Source organism: Arthrobacter sp. NPDC056727 (assembly GCF_042790555.1).
GTDB lineage: Bacteria > Actinomycetota > Actinomycetes > Actinomycetales > Micrococcaceae > Arthrobacter.
On the sequence record NZ_JBHTZA010000026.1, the window covers coordinates 25694 to 50219 of the forward strand.

23 protein-coding genes and 1 riboswitch are annotated in these 24526 nt (G+C 67.9%); of the genes, 15 read left to right on the top strand and 8 right to left on the bottom strand.

All coding sequences use genetic code 11. The annotated features are described in order from the left end of the window. The first annotated feature begins 215 nt into the window (after window positions 1-215). On the top strand, window positions 216-662 hold the full coding sequence (locus ACFRAH_RS20355) for an SRPBCC family protein (RefSeq protein ID WP_377992723.1): 447 nt from the start codon (window positions 216-218) through the stop codon (window positions 660-662). Window positions 663-764: 102 nt separating this feature from the next. Here the strand turns inward: ACFRAH_RS20355 and ACFRAH_RS20360 are convergent, their stop codons facing one another. After that, window positions 765-2567: a CAP domain-containing protein gene (locus ACFRAH_RS20360; RefSeq protein ID WP_377992724.1), complete on the bottom strand. Its 1803-nt coding sequence runs from the start codon at window positions 2565-2567 to the stop codon at window positions 765-767. Between the two features lie 106 nt (window positions 2568-2673). Between ACFRAH_RS20360 and dcd the strand changes: the two genes are divergently transcribed. Both dcd and ACFRAH_RS20370 read left to right on the top strand, forming a co-directional pair. Further along, complete coding sequence (gene dcd, locus ACFRAH_RS20365; protein ID WP_377992725.1) at window positions 2674-3249, top strand: dCTP deaminase; 576 nt, start codon at window positions 2674-2676, stop codon at window positions 3247-3249. 153 nt (window positions 3250-3402) lie between these two features. After that, complete coding sequence (locus ACFRAH_RS20370; RefSeq protein ID WP_377992726.1) at window positions 3403-4344, top strand: hypothetical protein; 942 nt, start codon at window positions 3403-3405, stop codon at window positions 4342-4344. Between the two features lie 60 nt (window positions 4345-4404). On the opposite strand, the gene ACFRAH_RS20375 is transcribed toward ACFRAH_RS20370, so the two are convergent. The 3 genes from ACFRAH_RS20375 to ACFRAH_RS20385 all read right to left on the bottom strand — a co-directional run bounded on the left by ACFRAH_RS20375 (window position 4405) and on the right by ACFRAH_RS20385 (window position 7574). Next, complete coding sequence (locus tag ACFRAH_RS20375; RefSeq protein ID WP_377992727.1) at window positions 4405-5589, bottom strand: cation:proton antiporter; 1185 nt, start codon at window positions 5587-5589, stop codon at window positions 4405-4407. 5 nt (window positions 5590-5594) lie between these two features. Continuing rightward, on the bottom strand, window positions 5595-6077 hold the full coding sequence (locus ACFRAH_RS20380; protein WP_377992728.1) for a cation:proton antiporter regulatory subunit: 483 nt from the start codon (window positions 6075-6077) through the stop codon (window positions 5595-5597). Window positions 6078-6170: 93 nt separating this feature from the next. Then, entirely contained in the window at window positions 6171-7574 is a 1404-nt protein-coding gene (locus ACFRAH_RS20385; RefSeq protein WP_377992729.1) for an MFS transporter, read from the bottom strand. A gap of 190 nt (window positions 7575-7764) precedes the next feature. Here ACFRAH_RS20385 and ACFRAH_RS20390 point away from each other — a divergent pair, with 190 nt between their 5' ends. The 8 genes from ACFRAH_RS20390 (at window position 7765) to ACFRAH_RS20425 (ending at window position 15033) form a co-directional block, all read left to right on the top strand. Beyond that, window positions 7765-10845, top strand: a complete 3081-nt coding sequence (locus tag ACFRAH_RS20390) for a Na+/H+ antiporter subunit A (RefSeq protein WP_377992730.1) — start codon at window positions 7765-7767, stop codon at window positions 10843-10845. Then, complete coding sequence (locus ACFRAH_RS20395) at window positions 10842-11453, top strand: Na(+)/H(+) antiporter subunit C (protein WP_377992731.1); 612 nt, start codon at window positions 10842-10844, stop codon at window positions 11451-11453. Before ACFRAH_RS20390 ends, ACFRAH_RS20395 begins: the two co-directional genes overlap by 4 nt. Continuing rightward, window positions 11450-13039 carry a Na+/H+ antiporter subunit D gene (locus ACFRAH_RS20400; protein WP_377992732.1) on the top strand — a complete coding sequence of 530 codons (1590 nt, stop codon included), beginning with the start codon at window positions 11450-11452 and terminating at the stop codon, window positions 13037-13039. Before ACFRAH_RS20395 ends, ACFRAH_RS20400 begins: the two co-directional genes overlap by 4 nt. Continuing rightward, a complete protein-coding gene (locus ACFRAH_RS20405; RefSeq protein ID WP_377992733.1) occupies window positions 13036-13581 on the top strand; it encodes a Na+/H+ antiporter subunit E in 546 nt (181 codons plus the stop codon). The genes ACFRAH_RS20400 and ACFRAH_RS20405 overlap by 4 nt, the downstream gene beginning before the upstream one ends. Continuing rightward, window positions 13578-13856 (top strand): monovalent cation/H+ antiporter complex subunit F, encoded by a 279-nt coding sequence (locus tag ACFRAH_RS20410; RefSeq protein ID WP_377992734.1) that lies wholly within the window; start codon window positions 13578-13580, stop codon window positions 13854-13856. The genes ACFRAH_RS20405 and ACFRAH_RS20410 overlap by 4 nt, the downstream gene beginning before the upstream one ends. After that, window positions 13846-14265: a monovalent cation/H(+) antiporter subunit G gene (mnhG, locus tag ACFRAH_RS20415; protein ID WP_377992735.1), complete on the top strand. Its 420-nt coding sequence runs from the start codon at window positions 13846-13848 to the stop codon at window positions 14263-14265. The genes ACFRAH_RS20410 and mnhG overlap by 11 nt, the downstream gene beginning before the upstream one ends. 82 nt (window positions 14266-14347) lie before the next feature. Further along, a complete protein-coding gene (locus ACFRAH_RS20420) occupies window positions 14348-14827 on the top strand; it encodes a DUF2975 domain-containing protein (protein WP_377992736.1) in 480 nt (159 codons plus the stop codon). Then, window positions 14827-15033 carry a helix-turn-helix domain-containing protein gene (locus ACFRAH_RS20425; RefSeq protein WP_377992737.1) on the top strand — a complete coding sequence of 69 codons (207 nt, stop codon included), beginning with the start codon at window positions 14827-14829 and terminating at the stop codon, window positions 15031-15033. Before ACFRAH_RS20420 ends, ACFRAH_RS20425 begins: the two co-directional genes overlap by 1 nt. A 79-nt stretch (window positions 15034-15112) precedes the next feature. Here ACFRAH_RS20425 and ACFRAH_RS20430 read toward each other — a convergent pair whose 3' ends face one another. From ACFRAH_RS20430 to ACFRAH_RS20440, 3 genes are all read right to left on the bottom strand, one after another. After that, complete coding sequence (locus tag ACFRAH_RS20430) at window positions 15113-17104, bottom strand: hypothetical protein (protein ID WP_377992738.1); 1992 nt, start codon at window positions 17102-17104, stop codon at window positions 15113-15115. Between the two features lie 326 nt (window positions 17105-17430). Continuing rightward, on the bottom strand, window positions 17431-17694 hold the full coding sequence (locus ACFRAH_RS20435) for a DUF4235 domain-containing protein (protein WP_377951385.1): 264 nt from the start codon (window positions 17692-17694) through the stop codon (window positions 17431-17433). Window positions 17695-17769: 75 nt separating this feature from the next. Continuing rightward, a complete protein-coding gene (locus tag ACFRAH_RS20440) occupies window positions 17770-18321 on the bottom strand; it encodes a heme-degrading domain-containing protein (RefSeq protein ID WP_377992739.1) in 552 nt (183 codons plus the stop codon). A gap of 120 nt (window positions 18322-18441) precedes the next feature. After that, window positions 18442-18585, top strand: a riboswitch (TPP riboswitch). Between the two features lie 72 nt (window positions 18586-18657). On the opposite strand from ACFRAH_RS20440, the gene ACFRAH_RS20445 reads away from it, so the two are divergent. Genes ACFRAH_RS20445 through ACFRAH_RS20455 form a run of 3 tightly spaced genes read left to right on the top strand, consistent with a single transcriptional unit; the run spans window position 18658 to window position 21709 of the window. Next, window positions 18658-19278 carry an ECF transporter S component gene (locus ACFRAH_RS20445; protein ID WP_377992740.1) on the top strand — a complete coding sequence of 207 codons (621 nt, stop codon included), beginning with the start codon at window positions 18658-18660 and terminating at the stop codon, window positions 19276-19278. After that, a complete protein-coding gene (locus tag ACFRAH_RS20450; RefSeq protein WP_377992741.1) occupies window positions 19278-20909 on the top strand; it encodes an ABC transporter ATP-binding protein in 1632 nt (543 codons plus the stop codon). The genes ACFRAH_RS20445 and ACFRAH_RS20450 overlap by 1 nt, the downstream gene beginning before the upstream one ends. Next, window positions 20906-21709 carry an energy-coupling factor transporter transmembrane component T family protein gene (locus ACFRAH_RS20455; protein ID WP_377992742.1) on the top strand — a complete coding sequence of 268 codons (804 nt, stop codon included), beginning with the start codon at window positions 20906-20908 and terminating at the stop codon, window positions 21707-21709. The genes ACFRAH_RS20450 and ACFRAH_RS20455 overlap by 4 nt, the downstream gene beginning before the upstream one ends. 156 nt (window positions 21710-21865) lie before the next feature. Here ACFRAH_RS20455 and ACFRAH_RS20460 read toward each other — a convergent pair whose 3' ends face one another. Further along, the gene (locus ACFRAH_RS20460; RefSeq protein WP_377992743.1) at window positions 21866-22756 is read right to left on the bottom strand and encodes a hypothetical protein; all 891 of its coding nucleotides are present in this window, start codon (window positions 22754-22756) and stop codon (window positions 21866-21868) included. Window positions 22757-22995: 239 nt separating this feature from the next. Here ACFRAH_RS20460 and ACFRAH_RS20465 point away from each other — a divergent pair, with 239 nt between their 5' ends. Beyond that, window positions 22996-24519: a UDP-N-acetylglucosamine 1-carboxyvinyltransferase gene (locus tag ACFRAH_RS20465; protein ID WP_377992744.1), complete on the top strand. Its 1524-nt coding sequence runs from the start codon at window positions 22996-22998 to the stop codon at window positions 24517-24519. Window positions 24520-24526 lie beyond the last annotated feature (7 nt).

The following is a 24526-nucleotide window of genomic DNA, read 5'->3' on the forward strand; positions in this document are numbered from 1 at the left end:
AGCTTAGCGCAGTTGTGCGGCCGCTCCGGCCATCTGGATCCCGAGTCTGCGCGCGTCGCCCAACCCGTCCGCGGGGCCACCCCGTAACTGTTCGGTAAAGGCCCGGGCGGTGCGCGGCCGTGGACCGGCGCAGGTGGCTATTCTGAATCTCGTTAGCTGCGGTACAGGGGAAACGGGCTACGCAAGGCAGGCCCGACGACGGACAAAGGATCCCCATGGCAGGTGCAGAACACGAGGTCCTCGTTGCGCGCGACGCCATGACGGTTTATTCATTCCTCCTGGACGGCCGGAACCTGCCCAGCTGGCAGGCCGGCGTCCGGAGCGCGGTGCTCAGTTCGGGCAGCGCCGGCAGCGTGGGTGCCAGATACCAGGTGACCATGGACGGGCCCCGTGGACGCCCCGTGGCACGCGATTACGAGATCACCCATGCGCGGCCCGGTGCCGAAATCCAGTTCCAGGTGGTGGCCGGCCCGTCCCTCGTGCGCGGCGGCTTCTACCTCAGCACCGAGGGCGCCGGAACCCGGGTGCGGTTCGCGCTGGAGGCGCCCTCGAAGGGTTTACGGAGCTTCGTCCGCCCGGCATACCGGGGCAGGCTCCGGACGGTGGTGGGCCAGCTGTCGAGGCTCCCGGGCGTCATGGAAGAACGCACGACGGCGGGTTGAGACCCCGCTCCAGCTGGGAGTTTTTGTCCAGATACCGCGAGTTAGAGCGCCTTCTGAGGCGAATATCTGTACAAAAACTCCACGGGTTGGTGTGCCGCGTGCTTACTGGGCCAGCCGCTGGCCCGTCCATGTTCCGGGGATGGCCGACGGCGGCGACAGGACTCCGCCGTCGAGGTTCCAGTACTGCACGGGGCCGGCCTGCCCGACGGTTCCGGTGCGCTGCAGGACCAGGCCGCCGGAATAGTCGCCGGTGACGCCGCGCAGTGCGCGGATCGCCGCCACGTCGCCCCACCCGCTGGCGACCAGTGTCCTCGCTTCGGCTTTGGGTGACGGGCCGCCTGATCCACGGTAGAGCAGCACGTTCCCGTCGGACTGGCGGGCCAGCAGATCCTGGAAACCGTCGCCGTCGTAATCCACCATGGCGAGCCGTGTTGCAGCGACGCCGGACGCGATGAGGGTCCGGTCAACCAGGTCACCCGCACCCCGGTTGGGGTAGAGCCAGAGGTTCCCCGCCGTATCGAGGGCCAGGAGCTGAGGAAGCCGGTTCGTGGAACACCATCCGCCGACTGCCAGCGTCATGTCAGCCCAGCCGGACTGCCCCAGCGTGACCGGCGGCAGGAACCCGCCTGTGAGCTGCCCGGGGTGCAGGGTCAGGCGGCCGTCCGACCATTGCGCCAGCACATCGAACACGCCGTCCCGGTCCCAGTCGGTAACGAAGACCTGCCGCACCGCCGCGAACCCGGAGCCAATCGTTTCGGCGGGACCGAACAGGCCGGCCCCCAGTGCGGGCCGGTTGAGGAGCTGCCCCTGGGAGTCCACGGACACGATGTCCGCCGCGCCCTTGATGGATGCCGTGGCCAGGTCCAATGTGGGCGGCATGTGTTTGACCAGGGGCTCGCACACATCGGCCGGCTGCACGGGAACGGAGGTGCTGCCGCCCGGAGCGGCCGTGGTGCCGGCGGGCAGTGCCGTGTAGCCGAAGAAATTCACCACGCCCCACATGGTGTAGCGGTTAGGGGTGGTCTGCCAGTTTCCGTCGGTGAAGGTGATGCCGATGCCGACGACGTTGAACCTGGGGTCCGTGAGGATGGCGTTGTGGGCCGGCGACCCCTTCCACCACTCGACGAGCTGCGCGGCGTCGCGGTCCCAGCGGACGGCAATGACCTCGCCGGCACCGTTGTTGGGGCTCAGCGCGCGGGCATCAGTCCAGAAGTTCGCGCGGTGTTCAATGACCTCCCGGGAGGCGATGCTGTCCGACCATTCCTGGGCCAGGCTGGCCACTGTTGCGTGGTACTTGACGGCCGGCAGGCCCAGGGACGCCCGGTAGGTGTTGATGGCGTTGAAGACGGCGGTCACCTGGGCGGCGTTGCTGTCCGGCACCAGGGCCTGCGTTGTCAGCAGGCCCTTGGCGGCGGCGCCTGTTTCCGTCCGGGCCGTGTATGGCGGTGCGGCGAACGCGTCCGCAGGAGCTGAGAGCGGCGGGATGGAGGCTGGTTCGGGCGGTCCAGCTTGCGGGGCGGCTTGTGCGGAGGGTGCTGAGGAATGGATGGCCTGCACCGGGGCTGGGTTGGGCGCCGATTGGGCAGGCGCGACTTGGGCGCGCGGCGCGGCGCCGGCTGAACCGGTGGGTGGAAGCTTGGGTGAGAGTGTCCCGGTGGCCGTCCCGCCGTCGTCGGGCGTGGCCGGGGCTTCTGCAGAGGCGGCCGGCTGAGCGGCGCCCGCGCCCGACACTGCGTCCGGTGCGGCGGCAGTGGTGCCCGGTGCGGCGGCAGCGTTGCCCGGCATGGCGGCAGCGGCCGCCGAACCGCCGTCAGTCGCCACGGTTGGCAGGCCGCCCGCCGCGGGCGTCACCAGCGCGAGGGCGCAGGCGAGTGCAACAGCGGCCTTGGCCGCAATCCTGTTCAAAATATCCCCAGCTCTACTTCTGACCGTGTGACGTGAGACCGTCGGCCGGATTGTTCACGCAACACTAGCGGCAGGGCAGGGGAGCGGCAATGGTATTTTTGAGGGTGTGCTGATCTCTGACCGCGACATTCGTGCCGAAATTGATTCCGAACGGATCGTCCTCGATCCGTTCGAAGCCGCGATGGTCCAGCCGTCCTCGGTGGATGTCCGGATTGACCGCTTTTTCCGGCTCTTCGACAACCACAAGTACGCCCACATCGACCCTGCCGAAGAGCAGCCAGAGCTGACCCGGCTGGTGGAGGTGGAGGAGGGCGAACCGTTCATCCTGCACCCCGGCGAGTTCGTGCTCGGCTCCACGTATGAAACCGTCACGCTGCCGGACGACATCGCCGCGCGCCTCGAAGGCAAATCCTCGCTCGGCCGCCTCGGCCTGCTGACGCACTCCACGGCGGGCTTCATCGACCCCGGTTTCTCCGGACACGTCACCCTGGAACTGTCCAACATGGCCACGCTGCCCATCAAGCTCTGGCCCGGCATGAAGATCGGCCAGCTCTGCTTCTTCCGGCTGTCCTCCGCCGCCGAATTCCCTTACGGGTCCGGCGAGTACGGCAACCGCTACCAGGGCCAGCGCGGGCCCACCGCAAGCCGCAGCCACCTGAACTTCCACCGCACGGACATTTAGCGGGCGCGTTTTGCGCCGAGACGTGAGATCTCGGCGCTTAGCGGCTTCCTAAGTGCCGAGATCTCACGTCTCGACGGCGGCCCGCTCTCATGACTGTTCCTCCACACTGGGGATAACCGCGAATGACCTCGCCTGACGTGCACACAATGGCGCATGAGAAAGCCGCCGCCACTTCCCGCCGCGCTCACCGGCAGGTCCTTCACCCTTGATGAACAGCGTGCTGCAGGTGTGGCCGCGCAACGTGCCTGGCGCAGCGATCTTCGGGTAGCGAGCCGGGGTGTGCGGGTGCCGTGGGATGCCGAACAGGACTTCGCACACACTTGCCGGCTGCTGTCCGGCCTCTGTCCGTCAACCGCCTGCTGCCTGGGGACTGCCGGCCGCCTGTGGCGGTGCCCGCTGCCTTGGTGCGTGCAGACTGACCTGCGCGTGCATCTTGCGCGGTTCGACGGCGGAAACCGGCCGGTACGCAAAGGAGTGGCCGGCCACCGGCTCGAGTTGCCAGGCGCCGACGTGACGGACCTCAATGGCATTCCGGTGACGGGACCGGCAAGAACCTGGCTGGATCTGGCCACCGTGCTTGAACTCGAGGATCTGGTGATCGCGGCTGATTTCTTTATCTGCAGCCAATCGCGCAGCTTCGGTCCCCGGAAGTTAGCCCTCTGTTCGCTGGCTGATCTGCGGAAGCAGGTGGAAACCAACGGTGGTGCCCGGGGAGTCCGGCGCGCCAAGGCGGCGCTGGGGCTTGCCAGGGTCGGAGCCGACTCGGCGCCGGAAACTCGGCTTCGGCTGGCATTGGGCAGGCTGGGCTTGCCTGAACCCGCGATGGCTTACGTGGTCATGGATGAAACCGGGTGGGAACTGGCGTGGCCGGATCTCGCCTTTCCCGAGTTTAAGGTGGCCGTGAACTACGACGGGCGGCACCACCTCGAACTGCGCCAGCGCGACTCAGACATCCGCCGGGACGAGTCCATTGCGGCGATAGGTTGGACTTCTGTGACCATCACCGCGACCCAGGTCAGGACGTGGGGCTTCGATGGGTGCGCGCAGCGGGTGCTCGACGCGCTGGTCCGGCGCGGGTGGCGCCCCGACAGGTGAGATCTCGTCGCTTCGAGGCTTCGTATGTGCCGAGATCTCACGTTTCGGTGAAGGCAGTCCTCAGGCCGGGACGGGCTGCGGCCGCGCTGGGCGGGAGAACTTCTTGACGAGAGGTTCGACGTAGCGGGCAGCCAGCGGGCCGAGGATCGCCATAATCAGGACGTAGGCCGTGGCCAGGGCGGCAAGCTCGTCCGTCACCACACCGGACGTCACGGCGAGGCCGGCGATGACAATGGAGAACTCGCCGCGGGCAATCAGTGCGGCGCCCGCGCGGAACCGTCCCGGACGCGCGATGCCTGCCCGCTTGGCGGCCCAGACGCCGGTGATGATCTTGGTGGCCGCGGTGAGGACCGCGAGGAGAAGCGCCCACGCCAGCACCGGAGGGATGGAGGTGGGGTCCGTGTTGAGCCCGAACGCCACGAAGAAGATGGCGGCGAACAGGTCCCGCAGAGGCTCCAGGATCCGTGTTGCACTGTGGGCCGTGGCGCCGGAGATCGCGATGCCGAGCATGAAGGCGCCCACCGCGGCGGATACCTGCAGCACCGCGGCCACGCCCGAAACCAGCAGGGCGGCCCCGAGCAGATTCAGCAGGAAAACCTCGGAATTCTCGCTGTGCACGGCCTTGGAAACGTGGTGCCCGTGCCGCAGAGCCACCAGCAGCACCACGGTGACCACGGCCAGCGAGACGCCCACGGTCTGCAGGCCGCCGAGGAAGCTGACCCCGGCAAGCGTGGCGGTAAGGATCGGCAGGTAAATGGCCATGGCCAGGTCTTCGAAGACCAGGATGGAGAGGACCACGGGCGTCTCACGGTTACCGATACGGCCAAGGTCCGTGATGACCTTGGCCGCAATGCCCGACGACGATATATACGTGACGCCGCCCATAACCATGGCGCCGACGACTCCCCACCCGAGAAGGGCGGCCAGGGCAGCGCCGGGAACGAAGTTCAGGACGAAGTCGAGGATGCCGGCCTTCCATGATCTCCGCAGGCCGGTCACGAGTTCCGTTGCCGTATATTCCAGTCCGAGCATAAGCAGGAGCAGGATGACGCCGATCTCGCCGGCGAGGTGGGAAAACTCCTTCATGCCGCTTAGCTCCACCACGCCGCCGGCACCAAAAAACAGCCCGCCTACGAGATACAGCGGAATGGGGGACATCCCGATCCGCCCCGCGAGCCTCGCCAGCAGGCCGAGGCAAAACACTACTGCCCCCAGCTCGATCAGCGACAGGGCCACGCGGTCCATGAGGGTCAGCCGTTGCGCAGGATATCGGCCGCAGAGTCCAGGCCTTCTTGCGTGCCGACGGCGACCAGCAGGTCACCGGCGTGAAGAACGACGTCGGGACCCGGCGACGGGACCACCTCGCCTTCACGCATGATCGCGACAATTGAAACGCCGCACCGGGTGCGGATGCGGGCTTTGCCCATGGGCTGGTTCTGGAACGGGGAGTCCGCGGCAATGGAGAACTGCCGGGTGGCGATGCCGGGAACCTCCCGGTGGGCCTCCGTCAGTGTCATGGCAAGGTGCTGGCTACCCAGCAGATTGCCCAGGCACGCCGCCTCCTCACTGGTCAGCGGAATCGAGGCCTGGCAGGTGTCCGGGTCATCCCAGGTGGAGACGAACAGCTCGGTCTGGCCCTCGCGCAGCTCCACCACCCCGATCCGCCGGCCGGATGCAGTCATGAAGTCCTTGCGCCGGCCGAGGCCCGGGAGGTCTGTCTCTTCCATTTGCATAGCATCAGCCTAGTCCGCGAACCTGCGATTTTGGGTGAAACCGGGCGCCCACGCTGGGGGGCACAAGTGTCCGTTCGCGCCCAGGACCCCGGGTCAGGCCTGCGGGACGACGGCGATCTCGGCTTCGCTCGGGGCCTTCACCGGCATGAGCACCAGCAGCCCGGCGAGCAGCACCACCATGATGCCCAGGATGCCCCACCGCTGCGCTTCCCCCTCGGCCACCAGGGGAGTGGCGACGGTGATGCACAGTGTGAACAGGGCGGGGGCGAGGAAACTGACGGCGCGCCCGGTGGTCGCGTACAGGCCGAAGAGCTCACCGGATTCACCCTGCGGCGCCAGCCGGGCCAGGTATGCGCGCGAGGAGGACTGCGCAGGCCCAACAAAGAGGCAGAGGAACAGGCCAAACACCCAGAACGTCGTGGCCCCGGACCACGGCGCGCCGAAGAACGTATGGTTGTCGTTGCCCAGCACCAGGATCACCGTTCCGGCGACCAGCAGGCCGGTGAGCGAGCCGATGATCACGGCCTTCGGTCCTGCCCTGTCGTCCAGGAAACCGCCGATGATGGCCCCGGCGGCCGCCACGATGTTGCCGAAGATGGCGAAGAAGATGACCTGCGGCAGGGCGAACCCGAAGGTGCCGGCCGCGATGATCCCGCCGAAGGTGAAGACCGCCGCCAGGCCGTCCCGGAAGACGGCGCTGGCCAGCAGGAAGAAGATGGTGTGCGGGCTGGTCCGGTAGATCGCCCTGATTCTGCGCGCCAGCAGGCCGTACGATGCCAGGAAACCGAGGCCTGCGGCCCGCTTTGGCTTGGGAAGTTCCGGAACGGCGAACATCACCGGCAGCGCGAAGATGAAGAACCACAGCGCGGAAAACACCGCCACCAGCCTGATGTTGAGGCCGTCCTGCGTGGAAGCGCCGAACCACTCGAAGCGCGGCTGCACGAACAGCTGAAGCACAATCAGCAGGGCCACGATGCCGCCGAGGTAGCCCATGCCCCAGCCGAAGCCGCTGACCTTGCCGATGTTCCGGGGTGTCGAGATCTGCGCCAGCATGGCGTTGTAGTTCACGCCGGCGAACTCAAAGAACACGTTGGCCAGCGCGATCAGGGACACCCCCAGCAGGAGGAAGTCGGGCCGGGGAAACACGAAGAAGCACAGTGCCGTCAGGACCGCGACGGCGGCCGTGTTCACTCCCAGCCAGAGCTTGCGGCGGCCCCCGCTGTCCGACCGCTGGCCCGTGACGGGCGCGAGCAGCGCGACGGCCACCCCCGCGATGGCAAGGGCTCCGCCGAGCACCGCCGAGGCCCGGTCTTCGCCGCCGAACGCCTGCGACGTCAAATACACCGTGAAGACAAACGTCGTCATGACTGCGTTGAACGCCGCCGATCCCCAGTCCCAGGCGGCCCAGGCCAGGACGCGCCCCTTGCTGGAAGGCCGGGATCCTGCTTCGAGTTCCGACGGCGGCTGCGTCGCCTCGGGTGCGGCTGCGGAGTTCATAGGCCGATGCTATCCGCCCGTGGCGAACAGGGAGCGAAAACTTTCCCGGAGGCTGGCGAAAACTGCCCTGCGGCCCGCCTGAGCGGGGAAAACTGTCAGTGGTCCCTTGATAAACTGGCCAAACCGAACCCAACGCATGACCGCCTGCTCCAACTTTTGATAATCGAATTCTGACTTTGCGGAGATTCCAGTGATCACAGTCCTTGCCGTGCACTTCGCGGTGGCCGCTGTGGCGCCGTTCGTCTTCCGTAAATTTGGCCGGAATTCGTTCTACGGCCTGGCCGCAGTGCCGGCCGCGTCATTCGTGTGGCTCCTGTTCCAGCACGCCGCCGTCTACGGCAGCGGCAGCCACGGAGAAACGGCAGGCGCCGCCGAAGCCGGCGCAGTCACCGAAACGGTTCCGTGGATCCCCAGCCTTGGCATTGAATTCGCCTTCCGCATGGACGCCCTGGCGTGGGTCATGTCCCTGCTGGTCCTGGGTGTGGGCGCCCTGGTGCTGGTCTACTGCGCACGCTACTTCAAGGACAAGGACAGCTACCTCGGCGGATTCGGCGCGCAGCTGCTGGCCTTCGCCGGGGCAATGTTCGGCCTGGTCACCGCCGATGACCTGCTCATGCTGTTCATCTTCTGGGAACTCACCACCGTCCTGTCCTACCTCCTGATTGGCTACGCACGGACAAGGCTGGCTGCCCGCCGCTCCGCGCTGCAGGCACTCATGGTCACCACCGCCGGCGGCCTGGCCATGCTCGTGGGCCTGATCATGCTCGGCGCCAGCGCCGGCACGTACCGGATCTCCGCCATCCTCGAACAGGCACCGCAGCTGGTGTCCGGGCCGGCAGCCACTGCGGTGGGCGCCGCCGTCGTCCTCATTCTGGTCGGAGCGGTGACCAAATCCGCGCTGGTCCCCTTCCACTTCTGGCTGCCGGGCGCCATGGCCGCGCCAACCCCCGTGAGCGCGTACCTGCATGCGGCCGCGATGGTGAAGGCCGGCGTCTACGTCGTGGCACGCCTCGCGCCGGGCTTCACGGACACCGCCTACTGGCTCCCGATGGTCCTTGGACTCGGGCTGGCCACGATGCTGGTGGGCGGCTACCGGGCACTGCGCCAGACGGACATCAAGCTCATCCTGGCCTACGGCACCGTGAGCCAGCTCGGCTTCATCACCATGGTGGTGGGGCTCGGAAAGCCCGACGCCGCGCTCGCCGGCCTGGCCATGCTGCTCGCCCACGGGCTCTTCAAGGCCACGCTCTTCCTGGTGGTGGGCATCATCGACCACCAGTCCGGGACGCGCGACATCCGCAAGCTCTCGGGCGTGTTCCGCTCTTCCCGGGCGCTCGGCATCGTGGCCGGCGTCGGCGCCGCCTCCATGGCCGGGATCCCGCTGCTCGGCGGCTTCGTGGCCAAGGAATCTGTCCTTGAGGCGTTCGTGCACTTCGCCGGCGCGCCAGGCTACGGCCCGTGGGGCACTGTGGTGCTGGCGGGCACGGTGGTGGGCTCCGTGCTGACCTTCGCCTACAGCGCGCGCTTCATGTGGGGCGCCTTCGCGGTGAAGCCGGGCGTCGAGCACACCCCGTTCAAGGCCATCCGGCCCTCCTTCCTGGCGGCCCCGGCAACCCTGAGCGTCCTCACCATCGTGTACGGCCTGTGGCCGGCGCCGGTGGACGCCTGGATCCAGCCGTACGCGGCCCTGTTTGCAGAGGCAACGCACGACGCCGGCACTCCGGCAGCTGCCGCAGGGCACCTCGCGCTGTGGCACGGGCTGACCCCCGCCCTGGGCCTGACGGCCATCACCTTCGCCGCCGGCGCGGCGATGTTCTACGGACGTGCGGTGGTGGACCGGATCCAGGGCGCCGTCCCGCCCTGGTTCGACGCCGACCGCGGCTACCAGCTGACCATCGGCGCCCTGGACGACGCCGCCGTCTGGATCACCGGACGCACGCAGCGTGGTTCGCTGTACTTCTACCTGGCAGTGATCCTCAGCGTCGCCTGCGCCCTGCCCCTGTCCGCCCTGATCGTCGCCAACAAGCCGCTGCCGGAGGGGCTGTACTTCGTCGACCCGAACTCGCCGCTGCAGCTGGTGGCAGGCGCCGGAATTGTGATCGGGGCGCTGGCCGCCGTCCGGGCCAACAAGCGCTTCCTCGCCGTGCTCATGGTGTCCGTCACCGGCTACGGCATCGCCCTGATGTTCGCGCTGCAGGGCGCCCCGGACCTGGCCCTGACGCAGATGCTCGTGGAGACCATCATCCTGGTGGCGTTCGTGCTGGCGATGCGCAGCCTCCCGGCGGAGCTGCGGGACCGCACGCGGGGCAAGTACCGGGTGGTCCGCGTCATCATTGGCCTGTCTTTCGGCGCCACCATGGTCTTCGCCGCCATCCACGCGATGGGCGCCCGCATCGCCACGCCCGTCTCCCTCGAGTTCCCCAAGCTGGCCTACGAGGGCGGCGGCGGGCTCAACATCGTCAACGTCACCCTGGTGGACATCCGCGCGTGGGACACCTTCGGCGAGATATCCGTGCTGGCGCTGGCCGCGACCGGCGTGGCAAGCCTCATCTTTGTCCGGGGCCGCGGGGACCGGCTGCGCACGGCGGCCGCTGTGGCCGAGGGGACCGTGGGCCGCCGCCACGGCGTCGACAAATCATCGCGTGACGGCGCCGCCCTGGCGCTGACCCGCAAGTTCGCGGCGGCCGCACGGGACCCGTGGCTCGTCGCCGGACGCACGCTGGCCCCGGAGCGCCGTTCCATCATCTTCGAAGTGGTCACCCGGCTGGTTTTCCACTCGATGATCATCTTCTCGCTCTACCTGCTGCTTGCCGGCCACAACCTCCCCGGCGGCGGCTTCGCCGGCGGGCTCATGGCCGGGCTGGCCCTGACCCTGCGCTACCTGGCCGGCGGCCGCTTCGAACTGCGCGAGGCCACTCCCATCAGCGCGGGCACTCTGCTGGGGATCGGCCTGGCCACCGCCGCATTGTCCGGCGCGGCCCCGGTCCTGTTGGGCGGCCAGGTGTTCCAGAGCGCCATCATCGAGTTCTGGCTGCCGGTCTTTGGCGACATCAAGTTCGTCACCTCCACCATCTTCGACACCGGTGTGTACATCGTGGTGGTGGGGCTGGTGCTGGATGTCCTGCGCAGCCTGGGCGCCGAAATCGACGAGCACTTTGAAGAGCGTCCCGTGCAAGCGGACGGGCAGGCCGGCACGCAGGAGGGCGGCGAGGGCAGCGAACAGGTGCCCGCCGGGGTCCCGGCCGGATCAACCCGAGGCGGCAAGGCATGACCGTTAACCTGACCCTGCTGACGGTCATGGGCGCCCTCTACGCCTGCGGCATCTACCTCATCCTGGAACGCAGCCTCACCCGGGTGCTGCTGGGCCTGATGCTGCTCGCCAACGCCACCAACCTGCTGATCCTCGCCACCGGCGGCTACGCCGGGCTGGCACCGTTCTTCAGCAAGGACACAGACCCCGGGTCCTACAACGACCCCCTGCCGCAGGCACTGATCCTGACGTCCATCGTCATTTCCTTCGCGGTGACGGCCTTCATGCTGGGCATCATCTACCGGACCTGGGTGCTTGCCCGCCAGGACGACATCCAAGACGACATCGAGGACCGCCGCGTGGCCGAAACCCCCAGCTTCGACGCGGAGGACGACGCCGTCATCCCCGTGGAGACCTCCGAATTCCCGTTGCCGATGGGCGGGCCGGACAGTTCCGCGGCGGCGGAGCCAACGGCCACCGTCGAAGCAGGCGGCCGGACCCTCCTCGCGGAACACGCGGCGCTGGAGGAGAAGCCGGGATCGGGCAACGTGGCCACAGGCACGGAAACGGACACAAGCACGGACAAAGACAACGGCACAGAAGCAGACACGGAGGGGGGCACAAAGTGAACCTCGCAAACCTTGCCCCGCTCGCCGTCGTACTTCCCATCCTGGGTGCGGCGCTGACGTTCGTCCTGATCCGTCACTCGCGCGCCCAGCGTGCCGTCAGCATCGCCCTGCTGTCCCTCACGCTGCTGCTGGAGTGCCTGCTCCTGGCGTCGGTGTGGAACGGCGGCACCGCGGCGGTGAACATCGGGGGCTGGGTGCCGCCGTGGGGCATCGTCATGGTGGTGGACCAGTTCTCATCGCTGATGCTCGTGGTGTCGTCAGCGGTGAGCCTCGCCGTCCTCGTCTATGCCACCGGGCAGGGCATGGCCGACGGCGACCAGGACGCCCCGGTGTCGATCTTCCACCCCACGTACCTGATCCTGGTGGCCGGCGTCTCCAACGCATTCCTCTCCGGGGATCTGTTCAACCTGTACGTCGGCTTCGAGATCCTGCTGACGGCCAGCTACGTGCTGATGACCCTCGGCGGCACGGGCCCGCGCATCCGGGCAGGTGTCACCTACGTGGTGGTCTCGGTGGTGTCCTCGGTGCTGTTCCTGATTGCCATCGCCATGGTCTACGGCGCCACGGGCACCATCAACATGGCGGACCTGGCCATCAAGCTTGCGGAACTGGACCAGGGAACCAAAACGCTCCTGCACGTCATGCTGCTGGTGGCCTTCGGCATCAAGGCCGCCGTGTTCCCGCTGTCCTTCTGGCTTCCCGACTCGTACCCCACCGCGCCGGCCCCGGTCACGGCCGTGTTCGCCGGCCTGCTGACCAAGGTGGGCGTCTACGCCATGGTCCGCACGGAAACCCTGCTGTTCCCCGGCGACAGTCTGAACACGCCCCTCATGGTGGTGGCGCTGCTGACCATGGTGGTGGGCATCCTGGGTGCCCTCGCCCAGAGCGACATCAAGCGTCTGCTCTCCTTCACCCTGGTCAGCCACATCGGCTACATGGTGTTCGGCCTGGCGATGTCATCCGTGGCAGGCCTGGCGGCCGCCGTGTTTTACGTGGCGCACCACATCACCATCCAGACCAGCCTCTTCCTGGTCACCGGACTGATTGAGCGCCGCGGCGGCAGTTCCTCCGTGGACAGGCTGGCCGGCCTGGCCAAGCTGTCCCCGCTGCTGGCGCTGCTGTTCTTCGTTCCCGCCATGAACCTTGCTGGCATCCCGCCGTTCTCCGGCTTCCTGGGCAAGCTCGGCCTGATGCAGGCAGGCATCGGGCTGGGCACGCCGCTGGCCTATACGTTGGTGGTCGGCGGCGTGCTGACCAGCCTCCTGACGCTTCTCGCCGTGGCCCGTGTGTGGAACCGCGCCTTCTGGCGCAAGGCCGAGGACGCGGAGCACCCCGATCCCGTCCTCCTGGCAGTCCCCGCCCCCGACGGCGGCCCGACGGCGGTGCGGCTGCTGCCGCGGACCATGGTGGGGTCCACGCTGGGCCTGGTGGTGCTGGGAGTGGCGCTCACCGTCTTCGCCGGACCGCTTTTCCACGTGGCGGACCAGTCCGCCGCGGCCATGCTGGACAGATCCGCCTACATTCAGGCGGTGCTCGGTGACCGCGCCCCTGTCCCGGCCCTCGCGCTGAGCGGAGCCGGAAAGTGAGCAGGCAAAAGGTGTCCCTGCGGCAGGAACTGCCGCTGCTGGTCTGGCTCGTCATTGTCTGGGGAGCACTCTGGCAGGACTTCAGCCCAGGCAACCTGCTTTTCGGCGCCCTGCTGGCTATTGCTGTGGCGCGCCTGTTCTACCTGCCGCCGGTGGAGCTGAGCGGCCGCTTCAACGTGCTGCGGGCCGTTCCGTTCGCCGTGGTGTTCCTGGGCCGCGTGGTGGCCGCCAGCTGCCAGGTGTTCTACCTGGCGGTGACCCGGGGGCCCAAGGTGACCAACGCCGTCGTCGCCGTTCCGTTGCGCAGCCATTCCGATCTCATGGTGACGGCGACCGGCCACGTGATCTCCCTGATCCCGGGGTCGCTGGTGGTGGAGGTGGACAGGTCCACGTCCACGCTCTACATCCACGGACTGAACGTCCGCAACGGCGAGGATGTCCTCCGACTGCGCCAGGAAGTCCGGGACACCGAGGCGGGGCTCATCCGGATCATGGGAACGAAGGAAGAGCTGGCCGCCCTGAACCAGGAGGTTGGCGCATGATGGAACTCGTCCTCACCGTCACGGCAGTGGCCCTGTCCCTGGCTGCCGCGGGCGCGATCATCCGCATCGCCCGCGGCCCGTCGCTGCTGGACCGGGTCCTCGCGGCGGACGTGCTGCTGGGCATCCTCGGCGCGGCGCTGTGCATCGACATGGCCGTGAACCGGCACCTGAACAACCTGATGCTGGTGGTGGCCATCACCGTCATCGGGTTCATCGGCTCGGTGACGGTGGCCCGCTTCGTGGCCGACAGACGGGGGCAGCCCAATGAGTCCTGAAACCAATGCCGTGGATACCGTGATCGACGCGGTTTCGGCCGTTTTCATGGTGGTGGGGGCCCTGATGTCCCTCGCCGCCGCGATCGGCCTGCTGCGCTTCCCGGACCTGATGAGCCGGATGCACGCGGCCACCAAGCCGCAGGTCCTGGGGCTGTTCCTGCTGCTGGCCGCGGTGGGGCTGCAGCTGCGGACCTGGTGGGTGTGGCCGGTGCTGCTTGTGGCATGGATCTTCCAGCTGCTCACCGTGCCCGTTTCGGCCCACATGGTGGGCCGTGCCGGCTACCGCACCAAGCACCTTCACAAGGAGCTGCTCAGCACCGACGAGCTGGAGGCCGTGGTGCTTAAGGCCGCCAAGGCGGCCGGCAAGCCGGACGCGGACGACGACGGCGGCGAACGTCCAGCTGGTTGAGCCTGCCGGAACCCGGGAAAAGCGGACGGCGGCAACAGTTCTAGCGATTGAAATTCGATAGGAAACCAGCGATACTCGGTCCATGCATAAGACAAACCTGGCAGTCACCGCGCTTCGGATCCTGCTGATCATGGCATTCGGCCTGCTGCTGGTGTTTCAGGCCCTGTCCCTGCCCGGGCAGTTTGCCTACATGGCGCAGGAGAACCCCGCCGATGCGCCCCTGCAGTGGCCGCTGACCGTCTTCGCGGTGGTGGAGGTGGCCTGCGTGCAGGTGGTGATCGTGAGCACCTGGAAACTCCTGACCATGGTCAAGCGGGACCGCATCTTCAGCAAGGCAGCCCTGGCCTGGGTGGACGCGATCGTGTGGGCTGTGCTCACGGCCTGGGTCCTGCTGGCCGGTGTCTTCCTCTTCGTTGTGCTGAATGCCGACGATCCCGGGATGCCGATGATCCTGATGCTCATGCTGGTGGGCGGTGCCGTCGTCGGGCTGCTCATGGTGGTGATGCGCGCGCTGCTGCGGCAGGCCACGGTACTGCGGACCGACATGGAAGCAGTCATCTGATGCCCATCGTGGTGCGCATCGACGTCGAACTGGCCAAACGCAAGATGAGCGTGGGCGAGTTCGCGGACCGGGTCGGCCTCACCCCGGCCAACGTGGCAGTGCTGAAGAACGGACGGGCCAAGGCTGTGCGGTTCAGTACTTTGGAGGCAATGTGCCGGGTCCTCGGGTGCCAGCCCGGCGACCTGCTCGAATGGGTCGAGGACTGAACCGCCGTTAGAGGCCCAGATTAAACGGCCCGGGCCCTGTCTGCTGAACAGACAGGGCCCGGGCGGTGATGAGCTGGGTCTAGCGGGTTGCGAGCACTCCGGTTGCGGTGCCGCCGCGGCTGGACTGGACCAGGACGCTGGTGATCTGCCGGGTTGGTCCCGGCTTGGCCTTGTAGGACCAGTTGCCGAGGGTGTCCACCTGTGCTGTGCCGATCTTGGACACGGCCCGGCCGGGCGTGGTGTCGTAGATGACCACCGTGGTGGCCGGGACCAGGACGGCGGTGCTGCCGGCCAGTGTTGAGGTGCCGGTGATCCGCAGCTCGGTGCCGAGCCGGTGGCGGGAGCCGGCGGGAATGGCGACGGTATCCGTCTGGACTGCCAGGTCAACCGACGCCGGGGCGCTGCCGATGCCGTTCGCATCCGTGACGATCAGCTGGAGCTTGATCGGCTCGTCGGCCTTGGCCGTCAGCGGTGCCGTGTCAGTGGTCTTGGCGTAGTACGGGACCGTGACGGTGGGCTTGGCGGCGGTGTCGCTGGAGAAGGTGACGGCGGGTCCGGACAGCTGGGTCCACTTGAAAGTCGCGGCGCCGGTGGAGGTGCTGCCGTCCAGCTGGACGGTTCCGCCGCGGGTGACCGTGGTCGAAGCGGCGGTAGCGACTGCTGTGGCGGGCTGCGTTGAGCCGGGGACGGAACCGCTGCCGGTGTCGACGACGGGACCGGGGTCCGGGGCGGGGGTGACCGGGTCCAGACCCACCGGGGTTGCCGCGCCGCCGGAGACGGTCACGGGCAGGGAAGCAGAGCCGCCCTCTGGGGTTTTGACGGTGACGGTGGCCGGGGGAGCGGTGACGGGAAAGGACTTCTCCGCGCCGGTTCCGGTAGCCGATGCTTCCATGGTGCCCAGACCGGTCACGGTGAGCGGATAGCCCACGCTGGAGGTGGCGGCGACGGTGAGGTTGGTTCCGTCGTAGACGGCTTTGGTGATGATGACGCCGCTGGGCTTGGTGACGTTGATCTGGCTGCTGCTGGCGGGCTTGTCGCCGATGTTGGTGACCTTGACGGTGGACGGGGCGGTGCCGGTGAACTGGATCCGGGCGTAGTACCGGCCGGTGTCGGCGTCGCTGAGCATGGGCGTGGTTTCGAAAACGCCTGCCTGGCCGTCGACCTGGAGCTGGGCGCCGTTGCCGCTGCTGGCGAACACGTCGATCATGGCCCCGTTCAGGACGGCGCTATCGGTGTTCACGCCCTGGTTGGTGGAGATCTTGCCCTGGACGGTGAACTGGTCGGTTTCCAGGGACACGCCGCCGCCGCTGACCGAGAACTTGTTGTAGCCGAACGGGCTGCCGGTGACGGTGTGGTCCTGGCCCGGGTCGCCGAGGTAACCCTCGGGGGCTGCCGGCGCAGTGGCCGGATCCCATTTCAGGAACGGGCCGATGTTGCTCTTCAGGGCCGTGGAGAAGTTGCCGGCGGCGGGCGAGATGTCTTCGACGAGCTTGCCCGCACCGGTGCCGTCGGTGTCGATGGTGATGGTGCCGTAGGGGTGCTGGAACGTCAGGGTGCTGTTGGCGGGTCCGCCCTTGACCACGATGCGCTGCCGGCCGAACACCACCTGGTCGCCCTGGGTGACCGTATTGGCGAAGGCTGCCTCCAGGCCGAGGACCAGGACGGCCTTTCCGCCGCCGGGCAGGTCCAGCTGCGAACCCGCGAGCATGTAGAACGCCTCTTCCGGGAAATTGTCCGGGAAGGATATTGGAGCGGTGCCGTCCGGGATGTCGCCGGGCAGGAATCCGCAGAGCGGGTTTTCCGCGTCGAGGCAGAGCTCGACGCGCGTCTTGTTGCTGTCCTCGTACCAGGACGGGAAGCCGTACTCGGTGTTGACGGGCCCGACAGCGGTCAGTTTGCTCGGGTTCGCCTGGGTCACCTGCGTGGCGGCCAGTGAGGTTCCGGCGCCCGTCGCCGCGAGCAGCACGGCGGTGACTGCGGCGATTCCGCGGCGGCGGGATGAAGTGCTGGGTGCGGCCCGGTGCCGCGGGGTCAGGCGCTTGGCCGACAGGAAATGTGGGGTGGATACCATTTTTGTCTCCTCGAAAAGACGCTGATGGCATCCACTTAAGGGTGCGGGGGTTGGAAAAACGTTCGATTTCGAGGTTGGAGAAACCTTGTAGTCCAAGGCTTTTTACGGCTGCGTGGGGGGACCCGCAGGCGCTGTGAGGAAAGCACGTGAACGGACCCGGCGCCGCAGTTTGCGGTGCCGGGTCCGGCTGTCATGAGCCCGGCCGAGGTCATCAGCACTGCCGGGTTCAGGACAGGAACAGTATGTCCGGCCGTGCTTGGGGAAACCCGGTCGTTGGCAGGAAGAGGCTGCGGGCAGCCCACCCGATGTTGGGGGGGGCGACGGCCCTAGACGATGTCCTGGGTCTTGGCGAAGCGGGTGATGGCCCGCTGCGTGCCGCGGTTGGCCAGCACCTGGATCACGGCGCTCACAGAAGCGGAGACGAGGGCGAACGTCAGGGCGGTGCGCAGCGTTGTGGGGACGTCGTCCTTGTCGCCCTTGGGGGGCTTCTGCCCCGTGACCTTTTCCCAGATGGTGTCGACGGCCTTGGTGCCGGCGAACCCTGCAAGCAGGCTGATGCCGGTGCCAAGCAGTTTGATGAAGAAACTCATTCCGGAACTCCTCGCGAGATGAACACTGGTTGTTCCCTAGCCTATCCGCATGGAGCAGCCTGTCCGCGTGAAGCGTCAGCCCAGCCGCATGGAACGGTGGATTTCCCGCAGGGCCCGCACCACGAGGTCATGGTCCGCCTTCTGCGGCAGCCCGGACACCGTGACCACGGCCACCGCCCCCACATCCCGCACATAGACGGGGAAGGCTCCGCCGTGGGCGGCGTAGGTGGACTGGTCGAACCACGCGTTGTCCTCGATCCGTCCCCCGCCGACGCGGCCGCGCAGTCCCACCAGCAGCGACGGCTCCTCGTAGCGCACGGCAGTCCGCTGCTTGGCCCGCACCCAGCCATCGTTGTCCGGTGTGGCACCCTCGAGCGCCACGTGGAAGAGGACCTGTTGGCCTTTGGTGATGTCGATGGCGATGGGCAGGTTCTCTTCCTTGCCGCGTTCCACCAGTTCCAGGCCCAGCGCCAGGGCGTCGTCCTTGCTGAACCTGGGAAACTGCAGTTCGGCGATCTCACCCTCGATCTGGCCGATCAGGGCTTCCAGGGATCCCGCGGGCTGTTCCTCGGTGGAATCGGGGTCAAAGGCGGGCAGGGCAGGGCTGCCGGAGTCCTGTAGCGTCATGGCCCCAATGTACTCCGCACGGCTGTCCCGGCAGCGCAGGGACGTCTCCCGGATTGTGACGGCGGCCCCGGGATTCCGGGGCCGCCGGGGTGTAAACTGGACCAGCCCACAAGGGCAGATTTATCACGACAGGGGAGCGCCGCCGTCGGGATGCAAAGGCAACTGCCAGCGCAACCGCGGATGGGCGCTGAGAGTGCGGACCGCCGCAGACCCTCGAACCTGATCCGGCTAGTACCGGCGCAAGGGAGTCGAGTTCTCAGAGCGCCCGGCAGCAGGAGGCCCAGCCACCGGCGGCCGGGGGAACGCTTTCCCCTCCTGTTCCTCAGGAGGACCATCATGACAACTGCATCAATCAGGAAGACCAGCTATAACTGGCGCGTTGCGGACATCGTGGTGGCGGCGCTCATCGCCGTCGCCGGCGGGGTTATCTTCTGGGCCTGGTCCCAGGGCGCCAACGTCATCTCCACTCCCGTCAACGCCGTCTACCCGCCCCTGACCGGCCTGTATGCCGGCGGCTGGATGATTCCGGCGGTCCTGGGCATGCTCATCATCCGCAAGCCCGGCGCTGCCCTGTTCTGCGAAACGGTCGCCGCCACGGGCGAGCTCCTCATGGGCTCGCAGTACGGCACCACGGTGCTGATCTCCGGCGTCCTCCAGGGCCTCGGCGCGGAGCTCGTGTTCGCCGCCCTGGTGTACCGGAAGTTCAACCTCCCGGCTTCTCTGCTGGCCGGCGCCGGCGCGGGCCTGTTCTGCGGACTTAACGACTCCTTCGCGCCGTGGGGCTGGAACATCGCCTACAGCGGAGGCGACAAGCTCGCGTACATCGTGTTCTGCGCCATCTCCGGCGCGGTCATTGCCGGCGCCCTGTCCTGGATCGCCACCCGCGGCCTGGCCAGGACCGGCGTGCTGAGCTCCTTCGCGTCGCGCAAGGCAGCCACGGAGCCCGTCTTCAACTGATGCCCGCTTCCCACGACGGCGGCGTCCGCCCCGCCGCGGTACACGCCCGCGGCTGGGGCTGGCGCCACGCCGGCCGCACCAAACCCGCCGTCCACGCGCTCGACCTGGACATCCGGCCCGGTGAGCGTGTCCTGCTGCTCGGCCCGTCAGGGGCCGGCAAGTCCACGCTGCTCCACGCCCTGGCCGGGGTGCTGGGGGACAGCGACGCGGACAGCTCAGTGATCGGCGCCGGGAACCAGGACCCCGACGACGCGGACGAGAGCGGCGAGCTGCTCATCGACGGCGCGTCCCCGCGGGCGCAACGGGGCCGCGCCGGACTCATGCAGCAGGACCCTGAAACCCAGGTGGTGCTGTCCCGCCTCGGCGACGACGTCGCCTTCGGCGCCGAAAACCTGTCCGTGCCCCGCGACGAGATCTGGCGCCGGGTGCACGAGGCACTGGACGACGTCGGACTGTCCCACCTGCCGCTGAACCACCCGACGTCGTCCCTGTCCGGCGGCCAGAAGCAGCGCCTGGCGCTCGCCGGCATCCTGGCCATGCGCCCGGGGCTCATCCTCCTGGACGAGCCGACCGCCAACCTCGACCCCGCCGGGGTCCTGGAGGTCCGGGACGCGGTGGGCCGTTGCCTCGACAAGACCGGCGCCACCTTGGTGGTGGTGGAGCACCGTGTGGCGGCATGGAAAGACCTGGTGGACCGGATCGTGGTCCTGCAGCCGGGTTCCGCCGCGAGCGGGGCAGTGCTGATCGACGGGACCCCGGACGAGGTCCTCGAACAGGCCCGCGGAATGCTCACCGCCGCCGGCGTCTGGGTCCCGGGCTACGTTCCGGAAACCCGGCGCCGCTCCGCCGGGCTGGCTACGCCGCCCTCCGGGAGCGATGCCGGCCAGCTCCTGCTGGCCGCGGAAAAGCTCGCGGTCTCGCGGGAACGTCCCCGGCGCCGCGGCTTCCGTTCTGTGCCCCCGGTGCCGGTTCTGCGGGACGTCACCGCACAGGTCCGTGCCGGTGAGGCGCTGACTGTCACGGGTCCCAACGGCGTTGGCAAATCCACCTTCGCGCTGACCCTCGCCGGGCTGCTTCCGCCCGTGGACGGCAAGGTCTCCGCGACCGTTGAGCTGGGCGCCGGCGCCGGCATCGACCCCTACAAATGGAAGCCCGAGCAGCTGATCTCCCGGATCGGCACGGTATTCCAGGAACCCGAGCACCAGTTCGTCACCGGCCGCGTCCTGGACGAGCTGCAGTTCGGGCCGCGCCATCTGGGCCACGGCGAGGAGCGCGTCGACGAGCTGCTGGAGCGCCTGCGCCTCACCCATCTGGTGGACGCCAACCCGTACACCCTGTCCGGCGGGGAGAAACGCCGGCTGTCCGTGGCCACTGTCCTGGCCGCCCACCCGCAGGTGCTTGTCCTGGACGAGCCCACTTTCGGACAGGATGCCAACACGTGGGCGGAGCTTGCCTCGTTCCTCTCCGAACTGCTCGACGCCGGCACGGCCGTGGTGTCCGTGACGCACGACGAGGAGTTCACCCATGTCCTCGGCGGGACCGAGCTGCGGCTGGGCTCCGGCGGCAGGGCCGAACCGCGGGCTGCAGGGCAGAGGCAAGCCCAACCGACGTCAGAACAGGCGGCGCCATGAGGGAAGTCCTGACACTCGCCGGAAACCGGGCGGTGCTGACGCGCGCCAATCCGCTGGCCAAATTCGCCGCGGTCTTCCTCATTACCCTGGCCCTTGCGCTGTCCATCGACTGGATGTCAGCGTCGGTTGCCCTGGTGTGCGAACTGCTGCTCTTTCCCCTGGCCGGGCTGACGTTTTCGCTGCTGTGGCAGCGCGGCTGGCCGCTGATCCTCGCTGCCGCCGCAGGCGGCTGGAGCACCTCCATCCTGGCGCCGGACAGCGGAAGGATACTGCTCGACGTCGGACTCTGGTCCATGAGCGAAGGTTCCCTCCAGCTGGGGCTGGGTTTCCTGCTGCGGGGCCTTGCCATTGCACTGCCCGCGGTGCTGCTCATGAGCTGCACGGATCCCACCGACCTCGCGGACGCCCTGGCGCAGAAGGCACGGCTGCCGCACCGCTTTGTGCTGGGGACGCTGGCAGCCATGCGGCTGGTCGGGCTGATGGCCGAGGAATGGCAGACCATCGGCATGGCCCGGCGCGCCCGCGGCGTGGGGTCCCGCGGCAATCCCTGGCAGCGGATACGGGCTACCCTGGGGCAGAGCTTCGGACTCATGGTCCAGGCCATCCGCCGTGCCACCCGGCTCGCCGTGACCATGGAAGCCCGCGGGTTCGGCGGGGCCAGCCGGACCTGGGCGCGCGTGTCCACCTACAGCGTGCTGGACATCTGGGTGGTGCTGGGCGGAGTCCTCATCGCCGCCGGCGCCGTGGCGGCTGCGCTGTGGGCCGGAACGTGGCACATGGTGTGGCTGGAGGGTTCCTAGCCTGCCCGCACCCCGTCTTCGGGCGGAAGCGAGCCGGCAAACCCCACCAGCCTCCCGCCGTCGACCGCAACATGGTGCCGGCCCGCATGCGGGCCGGCCAGAAGGTGCCGCCAAAGGGCCGGCCGCCCTTCCACGGGGCCGAGTCTATGCGGCAGCTCAGATGCAGGAGTGGTCGTAGTCGAAGCCGCCGGCCACGAACTGGGTGAGGACCACCTGGCCGCCCGCGGTGAGGGGCGCCGCGGAACACATGTCGTTGGCCTGGGCGGCGGAGCGGGCCCCGGCAAGCCAGCTTGGCAGCGTGTAGAGGCTGCTGGCCGAACCCACCTCGCCGACGATCTGTCCCCACTGCCGGGCGGAGGAGTAAATGCCCACGCTGGCGCCGATGCTGTGGAAAAAGTCCGTCATGCCCTCGAGGTCCGCCCGGTTGGCGTTCCTGTCGCCTGACCAGCTGTTGCCCGTCTCAACGTCCAGCCACCAGAGGTACGTCCCAGGCTCGGAGATGGTGCGGAGGTAGGCGTCATCGAAGGCCTTCGCGTACCCGTACATGTAGGCGCAGGCGGCGTCCTCCTTCCCCCGGCAGTCACCGTAGGGATTGGCCACCACCTTGCCACCGTACTCGTTGTTCGTCGGCCACCAGGATCCGCGCAGCCCGGGATTGGCGGTGTTCACGTAAAGCGCCAGGGGTGGCTGGCCGGTTCCGCCGCCCGCGTCGTCCGCCCAGTCAAGCTGCTGGTGGAGGCAGGGATTGGTGGTGTTGGCGAGTCCGTTGTTGACGCCGACAATCGCGAATGCCGGGTCGTCCGGCAGGTCGGCGCTGCACTGCGGCCAGGAGACATCGTTGCCCGGCCCGGCATCGTCTCCGCCGGAAGCAGCGGACGCCTTGGGGGACGGCTGGGTGACGGTCGATTCGGGTGCCGGCGGCGCGCCGTCGTCGAGCCTCGGTCCCGGAATGAAACCAACAGCTGTCGCCACCAGAAAGGACAGCAGCGCTGAAGCCCGGCGCCCGACGGGGCGTTTCCTGCCCAGCAGGGCGGAGCTGAAAAACACGGCGGCCTCCCGTTCCCTTGTGGCCGCAACAGGTACCGCTAGCTTGCTCCCGGATACGCGCGCCGGTCAAGGCAGGCACCTGGCACATGCCGAGGGCTGGGAATGCCGCCACGGATGCTGTCACACGGGCGTGGCACGTGGTGGAAAGTTTATGCATGTAACGGGTAAAACAAGGGCCAAAGCGGCGCGCAATGGGCGCGATAAGCGACGAAATAACTCACATCTGATATATTTATTCCATGACTCAACAGACCGCTGAACATGTCGGCCTTCTGCTCCGCGACGCCCGCAGCCAGAAGGGGTGGACCCAGGGCCAGCTGGCCGCGGAACTCGGCACCAGCCAGAGTGCCGTCGCGCGCATGGAGCAGGGAAAGCAAAACCTGAGCCTGAAAATGATCCAGCGCCTGGAGGCGATCTTTGGCCGCAGCATCGTCCAGCTCGGCAAACCGCAGATGACCCACCTCCGCGTGGAGGGCGGCCGGACGCTCTCCGGGTCCGTTGACGTCAACACCAGCAAGAACGCCGGTGTCGCACTGCTCTGCGCCAGCCTCATCAACCGCGGCACCACCACGCTGCGCAGGCTGGCCCGGATCGAGGAAGTCAACCGCATCGTCGAGGTGCTGAGCAGCATCGGCGTCGAATGCACCTGGCTCAACGACAACGACCTCCGCCTCCGCCGGCCCGCAGACCTTGACCTGGAATCCATGGACGTCGAGGCCGCCCGCCGGACCCGCAGCGTCATCATGCTGCTGGGCCCGCTGCTGGATGAGGCCGGCGAATACCGGCTGCCCTACGCCGGCGGCTGCGACCTGGGCATCCGCACCGTGGAGCCGCACATGCAGGCGCTGCGGCAGTTCGGCCTGTCCGTGGAGGCCAGCTCGGGCTTCTACTCCGTACAGGCGCCGCCGACCGACACGTTTGACAGGTCCTTCGTGCTGACCGAGCGGGGCGACACTGTTACCGAGAACGCCATCATGGCCGCCGCCCACCGCTGCGGCACCACCGTCATCCGCAACGCCAGCCCCAACTACATGGTCCAGGACCTCTGCTTCTACCTGCAGCGGCTGGGAGTGGAGATCGACGGCGTCGGGACCACCACGCTGAAGATCACCGGCAAGCCGACCATCGACGTCGACATCGAATACTTCCCCTCGGAAGACCCCATCGAGGCGATGAGCCTGATCACCGCCGGCGTCGTCACCAACTCTGAGGTGACCATCCGCCGCGTGCCCATCGAATTCATGGAGATCGAGCTGGCCACGCTGGAACAGATGGGCCAGCAGCTGGAGGTCTCCGGCGAGTACATGGCCCGCAACGGCCGCACCCGGCTCGTTGATGTGACCACCAAGCCCTCCGAGCTGAGCGCGCCGGAGGACAAGATCCACCCGATGCCGTTCCCCGGGCTGAACATCGACAACCTGCCGTTCTTCGCGGTGATCGCCGGCAACGCCGAGGGCCAGACCATGATCCATGACTGGGTCTACGAGAACCGCGCCATCTACCTGACGGAGCTGAACAAGCTGGGCGCCAGGATACAGCTGCTGGACCCGCACCGGATCTACGTCAACGGACCCACGCGCTGGCGTGCCGCGGAGGTGGGCTGCCCGCCCGCGCTGCGCCCCGCTGCCTGCCTGCTGCTGGCCATGCTGGCCGCCCGCGGCGTGTCCGAACTGCGCAACATTTACGTCATCGAGCGCGGCTACGAGGACCTCGCAGAACGGCTCAACACCATCGGCGCCAAGATCGAGTACTTCCAGGACTGACGTTCAT